The following is a 17,181-nucleotide window of genomic DNA, read 5'->3' as shown; positions in this document are numbered from 1 at the left end:
AATCAGCGATCGCCTCGTACTGCCGCTGCCTGCGAGCATCGCGATGGGCCGGGTCGATCAGCCGTGCCGGTTCTTTCATCAATTTCTCCTCCAGACGTTCCGGATCCAGGTGGCCGCTTGCCGAGCGCCCGCAGCTTGGTCTCGATAACGGCTTAAAAAACGTTGTACCACGGTCGAGAACGGTGTTTTGCGCGCCTGTGAGGTGACAGATTGGAACGGCTGGCGCAGAGCGGACTCGCACTCCACACCGCGCCAGCCGGTCTTGAGGTTCCTGCCTGAGCGGCTAGCAAATGAAGGCTCCTGCCGATCCGCCAGTTCACGATTCGAGCAGCAGCACGCGCACCCCAGCAGCACGCTCGAACCTGTCGTTCATCTCCAGCGGAGAGCCGAGCACGGCAAGATGCAGGCGACTCGGCACCACGATCGCGCTCACCTCGTAGCGGTTCACCGATTCCATCAGTGCGCCGAACGCCGCCGGTGAGGTCTCTGATCTCTCGACATAGACGAAGCCCATCGCAAAGCCTTCCGCCTGCGCGAACGTGGCCATCTGCTGTTCCAGTTCCTTCATCTGACCATCGGTCACGAGCAATCCGCGGCACAGGTAGCCGAGCATCAACGGCCTGGTGCAGTCCTGCAGCGTCCTCGTGTCCATGCGACCAGTGAATACTGGTGTAGCCGTTCCCAGAATGCAGCGACGGTGCAGTCCTGATGCATTGCCAGTGCAGTCATGACCTCGCGGAGGGTGCTACCGGATGGACGTAGTTGACCTGTGGACCGGTCGACGAGCATCGGCCCTGCGGGCTTCGTCGCGGATGACGAACGAGGCTTTCGCAGCTCACCTCGGCGCAGCGGTTCGCACTGTCGCCACCTGGGAGGCCAAGCCGGACATGGTGCTGTCCGCAACGATGCAGGAAGTACTGGACTCTGCTCTCAAAGGCGCGGACGCGGATGTTCAGCGCCGCTTCGAGATGATCCTCAAGGATCCGACGCCAGAGTCGGTCCAGCGGAGTACGACACGTCCTCCGCCGGAAGCAGCAGTCGAGGCCAGTCAGCAGGCCTGGCGAAGAATCCGGCAGCACTTGACCGAGGAGGGTATCGGCCTAGCCGCACGCACAGCCGACCTGTACGACGCTGACCTCCGCGTTGGTCACGTGCCGGCGCTCAGCACCCCGGGTTGGCTGCCGCAGCAACCTGTACTTCTGGACGATGTGACGCTGCACTGGATCGAGACCCCACCAGAACCTCGCCTCAGCGGCAGAGAACCAGAAGCCCGTACTGCGCTACCTCTGCGATCTCCTGGCAACGCGTTCACCAACTACACCAGCGCAATCCGGTACCTCCGCCCGCCGGCTCTGTTCGAGAACCGAAGCAGCTACCGCCTCTTGGACCTCGACTGGGCAGGAGGCCGCGGTGCGATGTCCTTCGGCCTGTCCACCTTCTTCGACAAGCTCGACGTCGGCGAGGTACTCGCCCACGAAGCCGGCGGCGCGGATCTCCGCGGAAGCCTGGGCTGGGGAGAGCTGCCGTTTCGCACCTTGCTCGGCGACGTGTTCGATCTTTCCGATCGGGCGGTGAATCCGGGGATCAGTACCCTGACGATCCGGCGCGACACCGCGACCGGCGAGGGCACCTTCTTCCTCCTGCGCCGCGATCCGAGCCAGGTCACCAACGGCAGGCACTACAGTCTGCTCCCCGCAGGCGAGTTCCAACCCGCCAGCATCTCGCCGCGAAGTCTCGTCGCCGACCTCGACATCTGGCGCAACATGGTCCGCGAGTACGCCGAAGAACTGCTCGGCCAACCCGAGCACGACGGCAGCGGCGGCACTCCGGTCGACTACGAGGTTTGGCCGTTCTACCGGGACATGACCTCGGCCCGCACCGCCGGCGCCATCCGCCCCTACATCCTCGGCGTCATCGTCGACGCACTCAGCCTCAACGCCTCGATCGCCACTGTCACAGTCATCGACGATCACGTCTTCGACACCTTGTTCCGCGCACGAGTCAGCACGAACCCCGAAGGTGAGGTCGTCACCTCGCTCGACGAGGGCAAGTCGGTTCACGGCCTCCCTTTCACCGAAGAGACCGTCACCCGCCTGACCACGCAGGAGCCTCTCGGCCAGACAAGCGCCGCCTGCCTCACCCTGGCCTGGAACCACCGAGCAGCGCTCCTGGGTCTTGAATGAGCTACACGCTCAGCGCGTTCTCCAGAGACGGCGAGCCGACCACGCTCGCAACAGCGGAAGACGTCCTGAATTTCATTGCACAGTTGATGATCGAGGCCGATGAGAGCGCTGACGACACCGCTGCGCATCTTTACGTCAACGAGCGTTCGACTGACGATGAAGACGGTTTGCCGGATCATGAGCTTCGTGTGGGGATCGACCCCGAGTCGTCCACCGGCGCGCTGAGGTACACGGATCTCAGCGGTCAGTTCTACGCGCGAGGCACCGAAAGTGGCCGCGCCGAGGTGCGCTACTTCCACTCCGGCCACGCGGATGAGTACCCGACTGATTCCGTGGTACCTCTCGACGTAATTCGCCGCAGTCTGATCGAGATGTTGAGCACCGGCACACGCCCCACAGCAGTCCAGTGGGCACCTCTCCAGTAGTTCACAACACCCCTTGACGCCACTATTCTGGACATCTAACATCTAGATTATGAAGATGAACGAAGGCGTCGAGTGGGCGGTGCACAGTTGTGTGAACCTGTGCTTCGTTCCGAGCGAGGCGGTTACCGCCAAGCGGCTTGCTGCCTTCTACGAGTTGCCGACCGCCTATCTCAACAAGCAGCTTCAGGCGCTCACCCGGGCCGGCATTCTGTCGTCGACCTCGGGGCCGAAGGGTGGGTTCCAGCTTGCCAAGGCGCCCGATCGGATCACCTTGCTCGATGTGGTGGTGGCGATCGACGGCAGCGAGGACGCCTTTCGGTGCACACAGATCCTGAAAGCCGGTCCGGGTGCTGACCCGAAGGCCGACTACCGGAAGACCTGCGTCGTTTCGATGTCGATGCGCGAAGCCGAGCTGACCTATCGGCGCGAGCTGGCGAGCAAGACGATCGCGGATCTCGTCGCCCAGGTGGAGGCCGCCCACCCCGAGACCGCCGGCAACACCCGCAACTGGTTCGCCAACCTGAAGGCCTGAAGCATCCCTCAGTTTCACCCATGCCCTAATTCTGGACATAAAACATCCACAAAGGAGATCCATCATGACCGTGCTCGTCCGCTCCACCGACGCCGAGGTACTGACCGCCAGCGGTGTCACCCTGCTCGCCGACACCCCGGCGACCAACGGCCACCTCACCAGTCACCGTTCGATCTTCAAGCCTGGCAAGGAAGGCGCTCCCCCGCACCTGCACCGTGAGGCCTCCGAGCTCTTCTTCGTGCTCAGCGGCAGCCTCCGCGTCCTGACCGACGACGACCTGGTCACCCTCGACGGCGGCGACTTCCTCGTGGTCCCGCCGAACACCGCGCACGCCTTCGAAGCAGCCGGTACGACGGATGCCGAGGTGCTCTTCGTCCTCACCCAGGCCAAGCCGCGCTTCGACTACTACCGTCTGCTGGAGGGCGTCTATCGCGGCGAAACCGATCCGGCCGAGCTCGGCAAGACCAGCGACCTCTACGACAACCACTACGTCGAGAGCCCCACCTGGACCAACCGCTAGCCGTCTTCAGCCGATTCTCATCGGCCTCTCAGAGGGACAGTGGATCATCTAGGGAACGCCGAAGGAGGCTCCCTGTGACCGCGATGCTGATCTCACCGAGGGTTCGTGAGGACCTCGACACCACCGAGTTCCGCTACCCCAGCAACTCGCTCGTCGTGCTGGCCGGGATCCCCGGCGCCGGCAAGAGCACACTGCTCCGGCGCCTGTTCCCCGATCCCACCGGCGACGTGCGGGTGCTGGACTCGGAACCGATCCGCAACCGCTGGAAGCCCGTACTCCGGTCCGTCCCGTACGCCGTCTGGCGCCCCCTGCTGCACGTCACCTACTACGCCCAAGTACTGCGCGCCATCCGCACCGAGGGCCCACTCGTCATCCACGACTGCGCGACGAAGCCGCTGGCCAGGCAGCTGATCGGCCGGGCCGCCAAGCTCGCGGGCCGCCCGGTGCACCTGATCATGCTCGACGTACCGGCCGAGGTCGCCAAGCTCGGCCAGCGTGCGCGGGACCGGGTCGTCCGGGAGGGAAGTATGGAGACGCACAGCCGCCGTTGGCCCGTACTCCGCGACCTCGCGGTCACCACCCCCGGCCGGGTGGTCCCCGGCGCTGCCTCGGCAGTGATCCTGACCCGCGACCAGGCCAACCAGCTGGCGGGCATCACCTTCCGGCCGTAACGCAAGAAGCCCGCGGAACCGTCAGGTTCCGCGGGCTTCGAGGCGTCAGATCGAGCGGGTGACCACCAGGTCGCACAAGGACTCCAGGGCGGAACGCCCCGGGCCTTCCGGTAGGTCTTCCAGCAACTTGCGGGCGTCGTCCGCGCGGCGGCGTACGTCGTCCTCGGCCTTCTGCAGCGACGGGTGGGCACGCAGCAGGCCGAGAGCCTCGGCCAGCCTGGCATCGTCGCTCAGGTCGGAGTCGAGCAGCTCGAGCAGCCGCGCGTCGGCCGGCGACGACGGATCGGCCTGGGCCCGGAAGATCAGCACCGGCAGGGTCGGTACGCCTTCGCGCAGGTCGGTGCCCGGCGTCTTGCCGGACTCCTCGGACATCACGTCGAGGATGTCGTCGGCCAGCTGGAACGCCTGGCCGATCTCCTCGCCGAAGGCCCGGACGGTCTCCTGGACGTCGGCCGGCGCGCCCGCGAACTTGGCGCCGAACAGCGCCGAGGTGGCGATCAGCGAGCCGGTCTTGTCCGCGACCACGGACAGGTAGTGCGCGAGCGGGTCACGTCCCTCGGAGACCCCGAGGGTCTCCCGGATCTGGCCCTCGACCAGCCGGCCGAAGGTGCGCGACTGGATTCGCACCGCATCCGGTCCGAGCGAGGCGACCAGGTCGGAGGCGCGGGCGAACAGCCAGTCGCCGGTCAGGATGGCGACCGAGTTGTCCCAGCGCGCGTTGGCGCTCTCCTCGCCGCGGCGCAGCGCGGCCTCGTCCATCACGTCGTCGTGGTACAGCGTGGCCAGGTGGGTCAGTTCGACCACCACGGCCGAGTCGACCACCTCGGACGCGCCCGCGTCCGGACCGAGCTCGGCGGCCAGCAGCACCAGCAACGGCCGGAACCGCTTGCCGCCGGCCACCATGACGTGCTGGGCGGCCTCGGTGACGAACGCGGCCTCGGACTGTGCGGAGTCGCGGAGCGCCTGCTCGACCCTTTCCAGCCCGGCACGAACCCGGGACTCGAGCGCCTCGTCGGCGAACGCGAATCCCAGGCTCTCGGCCGGCAGCGGGGTGGGACTCACCGGATGAACTCACCCGCCCGGGCCGCCAGGTCGAGCACCGGTCCGGGAACCAGACCGAGCACCACCGTGGCGGCCAGACCCAGCGCGACGGCGGTCGTGGTCTGCCAACCCGGCAGGGCCACGTCCGGCGCGTCGGCCGGCAGGTCGGAGAAGAACATCAGCACGATCACCCGGATGTAGAAGAACCCGGCGACCAGGCTGGACAGCACCCCGACCACGACCAGCGGCCAGGCGCCACCGGTCCAGGCGGCGGTGAAGACCGCCCACTTGCCGGTGAAGCCCGCGGTCAGCGGGATGCCGGCGAAGGAGAGCAGGAAGAAGGCGAAGATGCCGGCCAGCAGCGGCGACTTCTTGCCCAGCCCGGCCCACCGGGACAGGTGGGTGGCCTCGCCACCGGCGTCGCGGACCAGCGTCACGACGGCGAACGCGCCGATCGTCGAGAAGCCGTAGGCGACCAGGTAGAACAGCACCGCCTGGGTCGACGTGATGGCGCCCTCGCGGACCCCGCTGCCGGACTGCGAGAGCCCGATGAACGCGGTCAGCAGGAAGCCGGCGTGCGCGATCGACGAGTAGGCGAGCATCCGCTTCACGTCGGTCTGGGTCAGTGCCACGATCGAGCCGATCACCATGGTGAGGATCGCGACGACCCACATCATCGGCGCCCAGTCCCAGCGGCTGCCGCCGAGGGCGACGTAGAAGACCCGCATCAGGCCGATGAACGCGGCGATCTTGGTGCAGGCGGCCATGAAGCCGGTGACCGGCGTCGGCGCCCCCTGGTAGACGTCCGGCGTCCAGGAGTGGAACGGCACCGCGCCGACCTTGAACAGCAGGCCGACCGCGATCAGGCCGGTACCGGCGAGCAGGATCGCGTCGCCACCGGTCTTGGTGGCCAGCGCGTCGGCGATGCCCGGCAGCGCCATCGTGCCGGCGTACCCGTAGAGCAGGGCGATGCCGTAGAGCAGGAAGGCCGAGGCGAAGGCGCCCAGCAGGAAGTACTTCATCGCGGCTTCCTGCGAGATCAGCCGGCGACGACGCGCCAGCCCACACAGCAGGTAGAGCGGCAGCGAGAAGACCTCGAGCGCGACGAACAGCACCAGCAGGTCGTTGGCCGAGGCGAACAACATCATCCCGCCGACCGCGAACAGCGTCAGCGGGAAGATCTCGGTGTGCTCGACCTTGAGCGCCGTGGCCTGCCGCTCCGCCTCACTGCCCGGTACGGCGGCAGCCTGGCCGGCGAAGGCGGACAGCCCACCGTCGACCGAGCGCTCGGCGAACAGCAGCACGCTGACCACGGTCAGCGCGAGCAGCGTCACCCAGGTGAACAGCGCCGGGCCGTCCACCGAGATGGCGCCCTGCGCGCCGACCAGCGACTTCTCGTCGATCATCAGCAGCATCGTCAGGACCGCGGCGACCACCAGACCGACCAGCGCGATCGCCAGCTGGACCACGTGCCGCAACTGCCGCGGCAGGAAGGCCTCCGCGAGGACGCCGACACAAGCCGCGCCGAAGATCACGAGCAGCGGAGCCAGCTCGGTGTACTCGATCTTCGGGGCGACGAAGTCTGCCAACGGCAGAGCTTGCGTCATCAGCACTGCACTCACTTCTGTCCCTCCGTCACGGGAACCTGCGGGGCCGGATCGGTGACGCCCACCCGCTGCATCGTCGACTCAACGGCCGGCTTGATGATGTCCACCACCGGCTTGGGGTAGATACCGAAGCCGATGATCAGCACCACCAGCGGCGCGATCGCGAACACCTCGCGGAAGTTCAGGTCCTTCAGCTTCTCGATCCCGTCCCGTACCGGTCCGGTCATCAGGCGTTGGTACATGATCAGGATGTAGAGCGCGGCCAGCACGATGCCGAGCACGGCGATCACGGCGATCACCTTGTGCCGGCTGTACGTCCCGGCCAGCACCATGAACTCCGAGATGAACGGCGACAGACCGGGCAGCGCCAGGCTGGACAGGCCGGCGAACAGGAACGTGCCGGCCAGTACCGGAGCCACCTTCTCGACGCCGCCGTAGTCCGCGATCCGCGCCGAACCGCGGCGCGAGATCAGGTAGCCGGCCACCAGGAACAGGGCCGCGGTGGAGAGTCCGTGGTTGAACATGTACAGCGTCGACCCGGTCAGGCCCTGCGAGGTGAGCGCGAAGATGCCCATCACGATGAAGCCGAAGTGCGAGATCGAGGTGTACGCGATCAGCCGCTTGATGTCGGTCTGGCCGATCGCCACCAGCGCGCCGTACAGGACGCTGATCAGCGCCAGCACCAGGACCACCGGGGTGGCCCACTGGGACGCCTCCGGGAACAGGCCCAGGCAGAACCGGATCATCCCGAAGGTGCCGATCTTGTCCAGGATGCCGACCAGCAGCACCGACGTGCCCGGCGTCGCCTCGGCGGCGGCGTCCGGCAACCAGGTGTGGAACGGCACCATCGGCGCCTTCACCGCGAAGGCGAAGAAGAAGCCGAGGAACAGCCAGCGCTCGGTGTTCTGGCTCAGGTCGAGCTTGACCAGGTCGGCGAGCAGGTACGACGGGTCGCCGTTCTTCGCCGAGAGGACGTAGAGGCCGATCACGGAGGCCAGCATCAGCAGCCCGCCGAGCAGCGAGTAGAGCAGGAACTTCACCGCGGCGTACGACCGCTGCGCGCCGCCGAACCCGCCGATCAGGAAGTACATCGGGATCAGCGTGGCCTCGAAGAGCACGTAGAAGAGGAACACGTCGGTGGCGGCGAAGACGCCGAGCGACAGCGCCTCCAGCGCCAGGATCCAGGCGAAGAACGACTTCTCGCTCCAGCGACCGGTCTTCGCGTCGTTCCAGGAGGCGAGCAGCACGATCGGGGTGAGCAGCGCGGTGAGCACCAGCAGCACGATCCCGACGCCGTCCAGCCCGAGCGCGTAGTGCGCGCCGAACGCCTTGATCCAGGTGTACTTCTCCTCGTAGCCGGCCGCACCGTTGCGGTGATAGCCGATCGCGATCACGATCGTCAGCGCGAGCGTGACGACGGAGAAAGCCAGCGCCACCTGCTTGGACAGCAGCGCCTTGGCTTTCGGCACCGCCATCGTCGCCAGGGCCCCTGCGAACGGCAGGAGCAGCGTCAGGGTCAGCCAACCGATTTTCACGACAACCTCACCGCGAGGAGGGCGACGACCACGAATGCGGCGCCGAAGACCATGCTGAGTGCGTAGGAACGGACGAAGCCCGTCTGGAACCGGCGCAGCCGGCCGGACAGACCACCGAAGAGCGCGGCCAGCCCGTTGACCAGGCCGTCCACCCCACGGTTGTCCAGCCAGACCAGGGTCCGGGTGAGGTACTGGCCCGGACGCATCAGGACCGCCTCGTTCAGTGCGTCGCCGTAGACGTCACGGCGGGCGAAGGTGGTGAGCGGCGAGACCTTGACCGGCGCCTCGCGCGGGATCTCGCCGCGGTACCGCAGTACCGCGACGGCGATGCCGACGGCAACCACCGCGAGGGTGATCAGCGTCATCACCAGCGCGCTGACCGGCGGGTGGTGCTCCTCGTGCCCGACCACCGGCTCCAGCCACTCGATGATCCAGTGGCCGGCGAAGTAAAGCGCGCCGCCACCGAGCGAGAGGGCCGCCAGCACGACCAGCGGACCGGTCATCAGCGCGGGCGACTCGTGCGGGTGCACGTCCTTCTCCCAGCGCTTCTGGCCGAAGAACGTCATCAGCATCAACCGGGTCATGTAGAACGCGGTGACGCCGGCGCCGATCAGGGCGCACAGACCGATCACGAAGTTGTCCGCGAACGCGGCCTCGATGATCTTGTCCTTGCTGAAGAAGCCGGAGAACGGCGGGATGCCGAGGATCGCCAGGTAGCCGAAGGCGAAGGTCGCGAAGGTGACCTTCATGTACTTCGCCAGGCCGCCGTAGTGCCGCATGTTCACGTCGTCGTTCATCCCGTGCATGACGGAACCGGCGCCGAGGAACATGTTGGCCTTGAAGAAGCCGTGGGTGATCAGGTGGAAGATCGCGAACACGTACCCGGCCGGGCCGAGACCCGCCGCGAGCATCATGTAGCCGATCTGGCTCATGGTCGAACCGGCCAGCGCCTTCTTGATGTCGTCCTTGGCGCAACCGATCACCGCACCGACCAGCAGGGTCACCGTTCCGACGATCACCACCGCGGTGGAGGCGAACTCGGTGATCTCGTAGATCGCGTGCGAGCGGACCACCAGGTAGACGCCGGCGGTGACCATGGTGGCCGCGTGGATCAGGGCCGAGACCGGGGTCGGGCCCTCCATCGCGTCCAGCAGCCAGGACTGCAGCGGCACCTGCGCGGACTTGCCGCAGGCCGCCAGCAGCAGCATCAGGCCGAGCAGCGTTCCCCAGGTGTGCGAGATGCCCTCGACGCCGGCGTTCACCGTGGTGAAGGCCGAGGAGCCGAACAGCGCCCACATCGTCATCACCGCGAGCGACAGGCCGATGTCACCGACCCGGTTCACCACGAACGCCTTCTTCGCGGCGGTCGCGGCCGAGTGCTTGTGCTGCCAGAACCCGATCAGCAGGTACGACGCCAGGCCGACGCCTTCCCAGCCGACGAAGACCAGCAGGTAGTCGGCCGCCAGGACCAGCAGCAGCATCGAGGCGATGAACAGGTTCAGGTACGCGAAGAACCGGCGGCGCCGGGGGTCGTGCTCCATGTAGCTGATCGAGTAGATGTGGATCAGCGAACCCACACCGGTGATCAGCAGCACGAACAGGATGGACAGCTGGTCGACCAGCAGGGTCACATCCACCCGCACGCTGCCGACCGAGAACCACTCGAACAGCTTGACCGTCTCGGACCGTTCCTCGCCGTGCCTGCCCTGCATCTGGAAGAACAGCAGGACCCCGCAGACGAACGAGGCCAGCGACGCCGCGGTGCCCAGCAGGTGACCCCACTTGTTGGTGGCCTTGCCACCCAGCAGCAGGATCGCCGCGGACACCGCCGGAATCGCGACCAGCAGCCACGTCAGCTCATGACTCATCGGTTTCAGACCTCAGTACTTGAGCAGGTTGGCGTCGTCGACCGAGGCCGAGCGACGGGTGCGGAAGATGGCCATGATGATCGCCAGGCCGATCACGACCTCGGCCGCGGCCACCACCATCACGAAGAAGGCGGCGATCTGGCCGTCGAGGTTGCCGTGCTGGCGGGCGAAGCTGACGAACGCGAGGTTGGTCGCGTTCAGCATCAGCTCCACACACATGAAGACGACGATCGCGTTCCGCCGGACGAGTACGCCGAGCGCGCCGATGCTGAACAGCATCGCCGACAAGACGATGTAAGGCTCGGTACTCACTTCTTCTCGTCTCCTTCGCGGAATCCGGTCAGATCCGTGCCGGTGGGCTCCGGCGGGACCTGGTCGCCCGGATCGCCGTCGTTGATCTCACGGACCAGGTCGACGTCCGCGCGCTCCTCGGCTTCGGGGAACACCGTGCCACGTGCCTGCAGCACCCGCGAAACCGAGGTCGGTGCGATCGACCCGTCCGGCAGCAGCGCCGGGGTGTCGACGGCGTTGTGCCGCGCCAGCACACCCGGCGTCGGCAGCGGACCAGGGTGGACGCCGGCCTCGGCGTACTTGCGGATCCGCTCCTCGGCGTGGTCGCGCTGGGTCAGCTTCTTGGTCAGCCGCTCGCGGTGGGCCAGCATCATCGCGCCCATCGCCGCGGTGATCAGCAGCGCCGAGGTGACCTCGAAGACGAACACGTACTTGCCGAACAGCAGCTGCGCGATGCCCTTCGGGTTCCCGTCGGGCTGCGCCGCGCCGAGACCCACCGGGTCGCCGTACACGGCGCTGCCGGTGGCGAAGACGAGCAGCACGCCGATGCCGAGGAAGGCGACCCCGGCCCACAGGCGCTGACCCCGGATCGTCTCGACCAGCGAGTCGGACGCGTCGACGCCGACCAGCATCAGGACGAACAGGAACAGCATCAGGATCGCACCGGTGTAGACGATGATCTGGACGGCGAACAGGAACGGCGCGTCCTGCGCGGCGTACTGGATCGCCAGGCAGATCATCACGGTGGCCAGCAACAGCGCGGAGTGCACCGCCTTGCGGACCAGGATCATCGCGATCGCGGCCAGCACCATGATCGGGGCCAGCATCCAGAACGCGACCTGGCCGCCGGTGACGAGAGTGATCACTGGTCGGCACCGCCCTTGAGCGAGCTCTCCGGGTGGATCGAGGCGCTCTCCGGTACGACGGCGGCTCCGGTCAGGCCCAGGTAGTAGTCGGTCTGGGACTTGCCGAGCTGCATCTCGTGCGGCGGCTCCTCCATCCCCGGCAGCAACGGTGCGAGCAGGTCCTTCTTCTCGTAGATGAGGGACTCGCGGCTGCGGTCGGCCAGCTCGTACTCGTTGGTCATCGTCAGCGCCCGGGTCGGGCACGCCTCGATGCAGAGTCCGCAGAGGATGCAGCGCAGGTAGTTGATCTGGTAGACGCGGCCGTAGCGCTCACCGGGCGAGAACCGGGCGGAGCCGTCGGCCGAGTCGTCGGTGTTGTCGGCACCTTCGACGTAGATCGCGTCCGCCGGGCAGGCCCAGGCGCACAGCTCACAGCCGATGCACTTCTCCAGGCCGTCGGGCCAGCGGTTCAGCTGGTGCCTGCCGTGGAACCGCGGCGCGGTCGGCTTCTTGTCGAACGGGTACTGCTCGGTGAACACCTTGCGGAACATCGTCCGGAAGGTGACCCCGAACCCGGCTACCGGGTCCCAGAGGGACTCTTTGACACTAGCCACGACTGCCTTCCTTGCTACGAATGTCCGTCTCGCTCCGGGTCGCGGAGTCGGCGAGTGGTGGGGGTACCGGGAAGCCGCCGGCGAAGGCGTCGAACTCTTCCTCGCTCACCGGCTCCTGCTCCTCGGTCTTCTTCTGCGGCAGGAACATCGAGATCACCGCGATCAACGCGACGACGCCTGCGGCGATCAGCAGGTAGTTGCGCTGCACCTCGACCTCGCGGCCGACCGCGCGGACGGTGGCGACCAGCAGGATCCAGCCCAGCGAGACCGGGATCAGGATCTTCCAGCCCAGCTTCATGAACTGGTCGTAGCGCAGTCGCGGCAGGGTTCCGCGCAGCCAGATGTAGAAGAAGATGAAGCACATCATCTTGCCGACGAACCACAGCACCGGCCAGTAGCCGGTGTTGGCGCCGTCCCAGATCGAGATCGGCCACGGGGCCCGCCAGCCGCCCAGGAACAGGGTGGTGGCCAGCGCGGACACGGTCGCCATGTTGATGTACTCGGCCAGGAAGAACATCGCGTACTTCATCGACGAGTACTCGGTCAGGAAGCCGGCCACCAGCTCGCCCTCGGCCTCCGGCAGGTCGAACGGCGCCCGGTTGGTCTCGCCGACCATCGAGATCACGTAGATCACGAAGGACGGGAAGAGCAGGACGGCGTACCAGCCGGGGATCGGGATCTCGGCGCCGAACAGGTTCAGCGACTGCTGCGAGCTCTGCGCGGCGACGATCTCCGAGGTGGACATCGAGCCGGCGAACAGGAAGACCGTCACCAGCGCCAGACCCATCGCGACCTCGTAGGAGATCATCTGGGCGCTGGAGCGCAGACCGCCGAGCAGCGAGTAGGTCGAGTTGGACGACCAGCCGCCGAGCACGATGCCGTAGATGCCGATCGAGGCGATCGCCATCACGTAGAGCACCGAGACCGGCAGGTCGGTGAGCTGCAGCCGGGTGTAGGTGTCGGTGAACGGGATCTTCACCGTCGGCCCGAACGGGATCACCGCGAAGGTCAGGAAGGCGGGGATGCAGACGATCACCGGCGCCGCGACGTAGACGAACCTGTCCACGCCCTTCGGGATCAGATCCTCTTTGAACATCAGCTTCATACCGTCGGCCAGCGACTGGAGCAGACCGAACGGGCCGTGCACGTTCGGGCCGATCCGGTGCTGCATCCGGGCCACCACCCGGCGTTCCCACCAGATGTTGAACAGGGTCAGCACGACCAGGAAGACGAAGACCAGCAGCACCTTGAGGCCGATGACCCACCAGGGGTCGTTGCCGACACCGGCGTCCGGCGGGGCGGCCAGGGGCAGGGCGATGGGGATCATGCGTTCCCTCCGGCGATGGTCACGATCGACCCGTGGTCTGCGTGCAGTGAGCGCCTGACGTGGGAGTCGGCCGAGTTGGTCGGCAGCCAGACGACGTTGTCGATCATCGCGGTGACGACGACCGGCAGCCGGATCGACCCGGCGTCGGTGCTGACCACCAGTTCGTCGCCGTCGCTGACACCGGCCCGGTGCGCCGTGGTCTGCGAGACCCGCGCCACCGGACGGCGGGCGGTCGCGACCAGGTGCGGCTCGCCGTCGTTGCCACGGCTGTCGTCGATCAGCATCCGCCAGGTGGCCAGCCGGGTCGAGTCGAACGCACCGAGCGCCGGACCGGGCTGGTACGTCGGTTCGGCCGCCCGGTCGCCGTCCCAGCGGCCGAGTTCGTCGAACTCACGCTTGGCGCCGGCCGGAGTGGCGAAACCGAGCGGGGTGTCCATCTGCTGGGCCAGTGCGGCCAGCGCCCGGACGTCCGGCATCGCGGCCGGCACCTTGAGGACGACCGGGAACGGCCGCTCGCGACCCTCCCAGTTCACGAAGGTGCCGTCCTTCTCCGCCGGCGGTACCACCGGGAAGACGACGTCGGCGTGCTCGGTCACCTGCGAGTTGCGGACCTCGAAGCTGACCACGAACGGCGCGGCCGCCAGCGCGGCCAGGGCCGCCGCCGGATCCGGCAGGTCGTCGATCTCGACGCCCGCGACGACCAGTGCCTGCAGCGAACCGGCCGCGGCGAGGATCTCGCTCGCGTCCTTGCCGGTCGTGCCGGGCAGGTTGTCGACACCCCAGGCGGCCTGCAGGTCGACTCGCGCCGCCGCGTCCGAGACCAGGCGACCGCCCGGCAGCAGACCCGGCAGGCAACCGGCCTCGAGCGCACCGCGGTCACCCGCGCGACGCGGGATCCAGACCAGCTGTGCGCCCGTGTCCAGCGCGAGCCGCAGAGCGGCGGAGTACGCGCCCTGCACGGTCGCGAGGCGCTCGCCCACGATGATGATCGAGTTGGCGCCCAGCGCGTCGAGCGCCGCGGCGCCGGCCTCACCGGTGCCCCGCAGGTCACCCAGTACGGCGGCCTCGGTGCCCGGGCTGCTGTGGACGACGACGCCCGACAGCTTCTCCACCCCGCGCGACCCGAACGGCGCGACGGTGAACACCTTGGTACCGATCTTGCGGACGCCCTTGCGCAGCCGCAGGAAGACCGCCGGCGACTCCTCCTCGGGCTCGAAGCCGACCAGCAGGACCGACGCGGCGTTCTCCAGGTCGGCGAACGTCGTGCCGAGTCCGGTGCCGGCGACGGCGGCGGCCAGGAAGTCGGCCTCCTCCGGCGAGTGCGGCCGGGCCCGGAAGTCGATGTCGTTGGTCCCGAGGGCGACCCGGGCGAACTTCGAGTACGCGTAGGCGTCCTCGAGCGTCAGCCGGCCACCGGTCAGTACCGCGGCGTTGCCGCGCGCGGCGGCGAGCTTCTTCGCCGCGAAGTCCAGCGCCTCGGGCCAGGACGCGCCCCGCAGCTCGCCGTCCTCGCGGATCAGCGGGTGGGTCAGCCTGTCACCGGTGTTCGCGTAGTTGAACGCGAACCGGTCCCGGTCGGAGATCCACTCCTCGTTCACCTCGGCGTCGTCGCCGGCCAGCCGGCGCATCACCTTGCCGCGCCGGTAGTCGACCCGGATCGCCGAGCCGGACGCGTCGTGCTCGGCCACCGAGGGCACCGAGACGAGGTCGAACGGCCGGGACCGGAACCGGTACGCCGCGCTGGTCAGCGCGCCGACCGGGCAGATCTGGATCGCGTTGCCGGAGAAGTAGCTCTCGTACGGCTCCTTCTCGTAGATGCCGACCTGCTGCAGCGCGCCCCGCTCGAGCAGCTCGATGAACGGGTCACCGGCGATCTGCTGGGAGAACCGGGTGCAGCGGGCGCAGAGCACGCAGCGCTCGCGGTCCAGCAGCACCTGGGCGGAGATGTTGATCGGCTTGGGGTAGGTGCGCTTCACACCGTCGAAGCGGCTCTCGCCCCGGCCGTTCGTCATCGCCTGGTTCTGCAGCGGGCACTCGCCACCCTTGTCGCAGACCGGGCAGTCCAGCGGGTGGTTGATCAGCAGGAACTCCATCTGTCCCTGCTGGGCCTTGTCGGCCACCGGCGAGGAGAGCTGGGTCCGGATCACCATGCCGTCGGCAACGGTCAGCGAGCAGGAGGTCTGCGGCTTCGGCATTCCCCGGCCGTTGCCTGCGTCAACGACCTCGACGAGGCACTGACGGCAGGCGGCGACGGGGTCGAGCAGCGGGTGGTCGCAGAACCGCGGGATCTGGACGCCGATCTGCTCGGCGGCCCGGATCGCCAGGGTGTTCTTGGGAACCTTCACCTCGACGTCGTCGATGGTGACCGTGACCAGGTCGACCTTCTCGACCTGGCCGGCCGGCGGGTTGGCTTGGACTGTCATGCGCTTGCTCCAGCGGTCGCGAAGACGGTGGACGCCATCGGGTCGAACGGGCAGCCACCGTGCGAGAAGTGCGCCAGGTAGTCGTCCTTGAAGTGCTGGATCGAGCTGGTGATCGGCGCCGTGGCGCCGTCGGCCAGCGCGCAGAACGACCGGCCGGTGATGTTCTCGCTCAGGTCCAGCAGCTTCTCGAGGTCGGCCTCGTCACCCTGACCGGCCTCCAGCCGCTCGAGGATCTGGACCAGCCACCAGGTGCCCTCCCGGCACGGGGTGCACTTGCCGCACGACTCGTGCTTGTAGAACTCGGTCCAGCGCAGCGTCGCGCGGACCGGGCAGACCGTCTCGTCGAAGATCTGCAGTGCCTTGGTACCGAGCAGCGAGCCGGCCCCGGAGACACCCTCGTAGTCCAGCGGTACGTCGAGGTGCTCGGCGGTCAGCAGCGGCGTCGAGGACCCACCCGGGGTCCAGAACTTCAGCTCGTGGCCCTCCCGGATCCCGCCGGCCAGCTCGAGCAGCTGCCGCAGCGTGATCCCCATCGGCGCCTCGTACTGCCCCGGCCGGGTGACGTGGCCGGACAGCGAGTAGATCGTCGGGCCCTTGGACTTCTCGGTGCCCATCGAGCCGAACCAGTCGGCGCCGTTGGCGATGATCGAGGGAACAGACGCGATCGACTCGACGTTGTTGATCACGGTCGGGCAGCCGTACAGGCCGGCCACCGCGGGGAACGGAGGACGCAGCCGGGGCTGCCCACGACGGCCTTCCAGCGAGTCGAGCAGCGCGGTCTCCTCACCACAGATGTAGGCACCGGCGCCGGCGTGCACGATGACGTCGATGTCGTAGCCGGAACCGAGGATGTCGGTGCCGATCAGGCCGGCTTCCTTCGCCTCGGCGACGGCCTGCTGCAGCCGGCGGACCACGTGCAGGACCTCACCGCGCACGTAGATGAACGCGGTGTTCGCGTTGATCGCGTACGCGGCGATGATGACGCCCTCGACCAGCGTGTGCGGCGAGGCGAGCATCAGCGGGATGTCCTTGCAGGTGCCCGGCTCGGACTCGTCGGCGTTCACCACCAGGTACTTCGGCTTCGGGTTGTCCTGCGGGATGAAGGACCACTTCATCCCGGTCGGGAAGCCCGCGCCACCCCGGCCGCGCAGACCGGAGTCCTTGACGGCGGTGACCACGTCGGCCGGGAGCATCCGCAGCGCGGTGCGCAGTGCGTCGTACCCGCCGGAGCGCTGGTACGAGGCCAGCTGCCAGGAGCGGATCTGGTCCCAGTTGTCGGACAGCACGGGAGTGAGCACG

At 67.7% G+C, this 17,181-nt stretch carries 16 protein-coding genes; 5 read left to right on the top strand and 11 right to left on the bottom strand.

All coding sequences use genetic code 11. The features are described from left to right. Positions 1–316: 316 nt before the first annotated feature. Positions 317–652: a hypothetical protein gene (locus OX958_RS05490; RefSeq protein WP_270136072.1), complete on the bottom strand. Its 336-nt coding sequence runs from the start codon at positions 650–652 to the stop codon at positions 317–319. Between the two features lie 100 nt (positions 653–752). On the opposite strand from OX958_RS05490, the gene OX958_RS05485 reads away from it, so the two are divergent. The 5 genes from OX958_RS05485 to OX958_RS05465 all read left to right on the top strand — a co-directional run bounded on the left by OX958_RS05485 (position 753) and on the right by OX958_RS05465 (position 4,331). Beyond that, positions 753–2,183 carry a hypothetical protein gene (locus tag OX958_RS05485; protein WP_270136071.1) on the top strand — a complete coding sequence of 477 codons (1,431 nt, stop codon included), beginning with the start codon at positions 753–755 and terminating at the stop codon, positions 2,181–2,183. After that, positions 2,180–2,608, top strand: coding sequence for an Imm1 family immunity protein (locus OX958_RS05480; RefSeq protein WP_270136070.1), 429 nt, complete (start codon positions 2,180–2,182; stop codon positions 2,606–2,608). The genes OX958_RS05485 and OX958_RS05480 overlap by 4 nt, the downstream gene beginning before the upstream one ends. Before the next feature lie 49 nt (positions 2,609–2,657). Next, positions 2,658–3,140, top strand: a complete 483-nt coding sequence (locus OX958_RS05475; RefSeq protein ID WP_270136069.1) for an RrF2 family transcriptional regulator — start codon at positions 2,658–2,660, stop codon at positions 3,138–3,140. Between the two features lie 64 nt (positions 3,141–3,204). Next, positions 3,205–3,660 carry a cupin domain-containing protein gene (locus OX958_RS05470; RefSeq protein WP_270136068.1) on the top strand — a complete coding sequence of 152 codons (456 nt, stop codon included), beginning with the start codon at positions 3,205–3,207 and terminating at the stop codon, positions 3,658–3,660. Positions 3,661–3,743: 83 nt separating this feature from the next. Further along, on the top strand, positions 3,744–4,331 hold the full coding sequence (locus tag OX958_RS05465; protein ID WP_270139001.1) for an AAA family ATPase: 588 nt from the start codon (positions 3,744–3,746) through the stop codon (positions 4,329–4,331). A gap of 45 nt (positions 4,332–4,376) precedes the next feature. Here the strand turns inward: OX958_RS05465 and OX958_RS05460 are convergent, their stop codons facing one another. Genes OX958_RS05460 through nuoF form a run of 10 tightly spaced genes read right to left on the bottom strand, consistent with a single transcriptional unit; the run spans position 4,377 to position 17,180 of the window. Continuing rightward, positions 4,377–5,393, bottom strand: a complete 1,017-nt coding sequence (locus tag OX958_RS05460) for a polyprenyl synthetase family protein (RefSeq protein ID WP_270136067.1) — start codon at positions 5,391–5,393, stop codon at positions 4,377–4,379. Then, positions 5,390–6,979, bottom strand: coding sequence for an NADH-quinone oxidoreductase subunit NuoN (gene nuoN, locus OX958_RS05455; RefSeq protein ID WP_270138999.1), 1,590 nt, complete (start codon positions 6,977–6,979; stop codon positions 5,390–5,392). Before nuoN ends, OX958_RS05460 begins: the two co-directional genes overlap by 4 nt. 11 nt (positions 6,980–6,990) lie before the next feature. After that, the gene (locus OX958_RS05450; protein WP_270138998.1) at positions 6,991–8,454 is read right to left on the bottom strand and encodes an NADH-quinone oxidoreductase subunit M; all 1,464 of its coding nucleotides are present in this window, start codon (positions 8,452–8,454) and stop codon (positions 6,991–6,993) included. Positions 8,455–8,510: 56 nt separating this feature from the next. Continuing rightward, positions 8,511–10,382: an NADH-quinone oxidoreductase subunit L gene (gene nuoL / locus OX958_RS05445; RefSeq protein WP_270136066.1), complete on the bottom strand. Its 1,872-nt coding sequence runs from the start codon at positions 10,380–10,382 to the stop codon at positions 8,511–8,513. A gap of 12 nt (positions 10,383–10,394) precedes the next feature. Beyond that, complete coding sequence (nuoK, locus tag OX958_RS05440; protein ID WP_232828919.1) at positions 10,395–10,661, bottom strand: NADH-quinone oxidoreductase subunit NuoK; 267 nt, start codon at positions 10,659–10,661, stop codon at positions 10,395–10,397. A 29-nt stretch (positions 10,662–10,690) separates the two neighbouring features. Beyond that, complete coding sequence (locus OX958_RS05435; protein WP_442913251.1) at positions 10,691–11,539, bottom strand: NADH-quinone oxidoreductase subunit J; 849 nt, start codon at positions 11,537–11,539, stop codon at positions 10,691–10,693. Continuing rightward, positions 11,536–12,069: an NADH-quinone oxidoreductase subunit NuoI gene (nuoI, locus tag OX958_RS05430; protein WP_270138996.1), complete on the bottom strand. Its 534-nt coding sequence runs from the start codon at positions 12,067–12,069 to the stop codon at positions 11,536–11,538. The genes OX958_RS05435 and nuoI overlap by 4 nt, the downstream gene beginning before the upstream one ends. Before the next feature lie 55 nt (positions 12,070–12,124). Further along, positions 12,125–13,459, bottom strand: coding sequence for an NADH-quinone oxidoreductase subunit NuoH (gene nuoH, locus OX958_RS05425; protein WP_270136065.1), 1,335 nt, complete (start codon positions 13,457–13,459; stop codon positions 12,125–12,127). Then, on the bottom strand, positions 13,456–15,882 hold the full coding sequence (locus OX958_RS05420) for an NADH-quinone oxidoreductase subunit G (RefSeq protein ID WP_270136064.1): 2,427 nt from the start codon (positions 15,880–15,882) through the stop codon (positions 13,456–13,458). Before OX958_RS05420 ends, nuoH begins: the two co-directional genes overlap by 4 nt. Then, entirely contained in the window at positions 15,879–17,180 is a 1,302-nt protein-coding gene (nuoF, locus tag OX958_RS05415) for an NADH-quinone oxidoreductase subunit NuoF (RefSeq protein ID WP_442913250.1), read from the bottom strand. Before nuoF ends, OX958_RS05420 begins: the two co-directional genes overlap by 4 nt. Position 17,181: the final 1 nt, after the last annotated feature.

Origin of the sequence: Kribbella sp. CA-293567 (genome assembly GCF_027627575.1) — a bacterium.
GTDB lineage: Bacteria > Actinomycetota > Actinomycetes > Propionibacteriales > Kribbellaceae > Kribbella.
This window is presented reverse-complemented; position numbering and strand designations above follow the sequence as displayed.

Bases quoted from the DNA above. Each gene is read 5' to 3' on its own strand.
- OX958_RS05490 (WP_270136072.1), bottom strand. From the start codon at position 652: ATGGACACGAGGACGCTGCAGGACTGCACCAGGCCGTTGATGCTCGGC.
- OX958_RS05485 (WP_270136071.1), top strand. From the start codon at position 753: ATGGACGTAGTTGACCTGTGGACCGGTCGACGAGCATCGGCCCTGCGG.
- OX958_RS05480 (WP_270136070.1), top strand. From the start codon at position 2,180: ATGAGCTACACGCTCAGCGCGTTCTCCAGAGACGGCGAGCCGACCACG.
- OX958_RS05475 (WP_270136069.1), top strand. From the start codon at position 2,658: ATGAAGATGAACGAAGGCGTCGAGTGGGCGGTGCACAGTTGTGTGAAC.
- OX958_RS05470 (WP_270136068.1), top strand. From the start codon at position 3,205: ATGACCGTGCTCGTCCGCTCCACCGACGCCGAGGTACTGACCGCCAGC.
- OX958_RS05465 (WP_270139001.1), top strand. From the start codon at position 3,744: ATGCTGATCTCACCGAGGGTTCGTGAGGACCTCGACACCACCGAGTTC.
- nuoN (WP_270138999.1), bottom strand. From the start codon at position 6,979: ATGACGCAAGCTCTGCCGTTGGCAGACTTCGTCGCCCCGAAGATCGAG.
- OX958_RS05450 (WP_270138998.1), bottom strand. From the start codon at position 8,454: ATGGCGGTGCCGAAAGCCAAGGCGCTGCTGTCCAAGCAGGTGGCGCTG.
- nuoL (WP_270136066.1), bottom strand. From the start codon at position 10,382: ATGAGTCATGAGCTGACGTGGCTGCTGGTCGCGATTCCGGCGGTGTCC.
- nuoK (WP_232828919.1), bottom strand. From the start codon at position 10,661: ATGCTGTTCAGCATCGGCGCGCTCGGCGTACTCGTCCGGCGGAACGCG.
- nuoI (WP_270138996.1), bottom strand. From the start codon at position 12,069: ATGTTCCGCAAGGTGTTCACCGAGCAGTACCCGTTCGACAAGAAGCCG.
- nuoH (WP_270136065.1), bottom strand. From the start codon at position 13,459: ATGATCCCCATCGCCCTGCCCCTGGCCGCCCCGCCGGACGCCGGTGTC.
- OX958_RS05420 (WP_270136064.1), bottom strand. From the start codon at position 15,882: ATGACAGTCCAAGCCAACCCGCCGGCCGGCCAGGTCGAGAAGGTCGAC.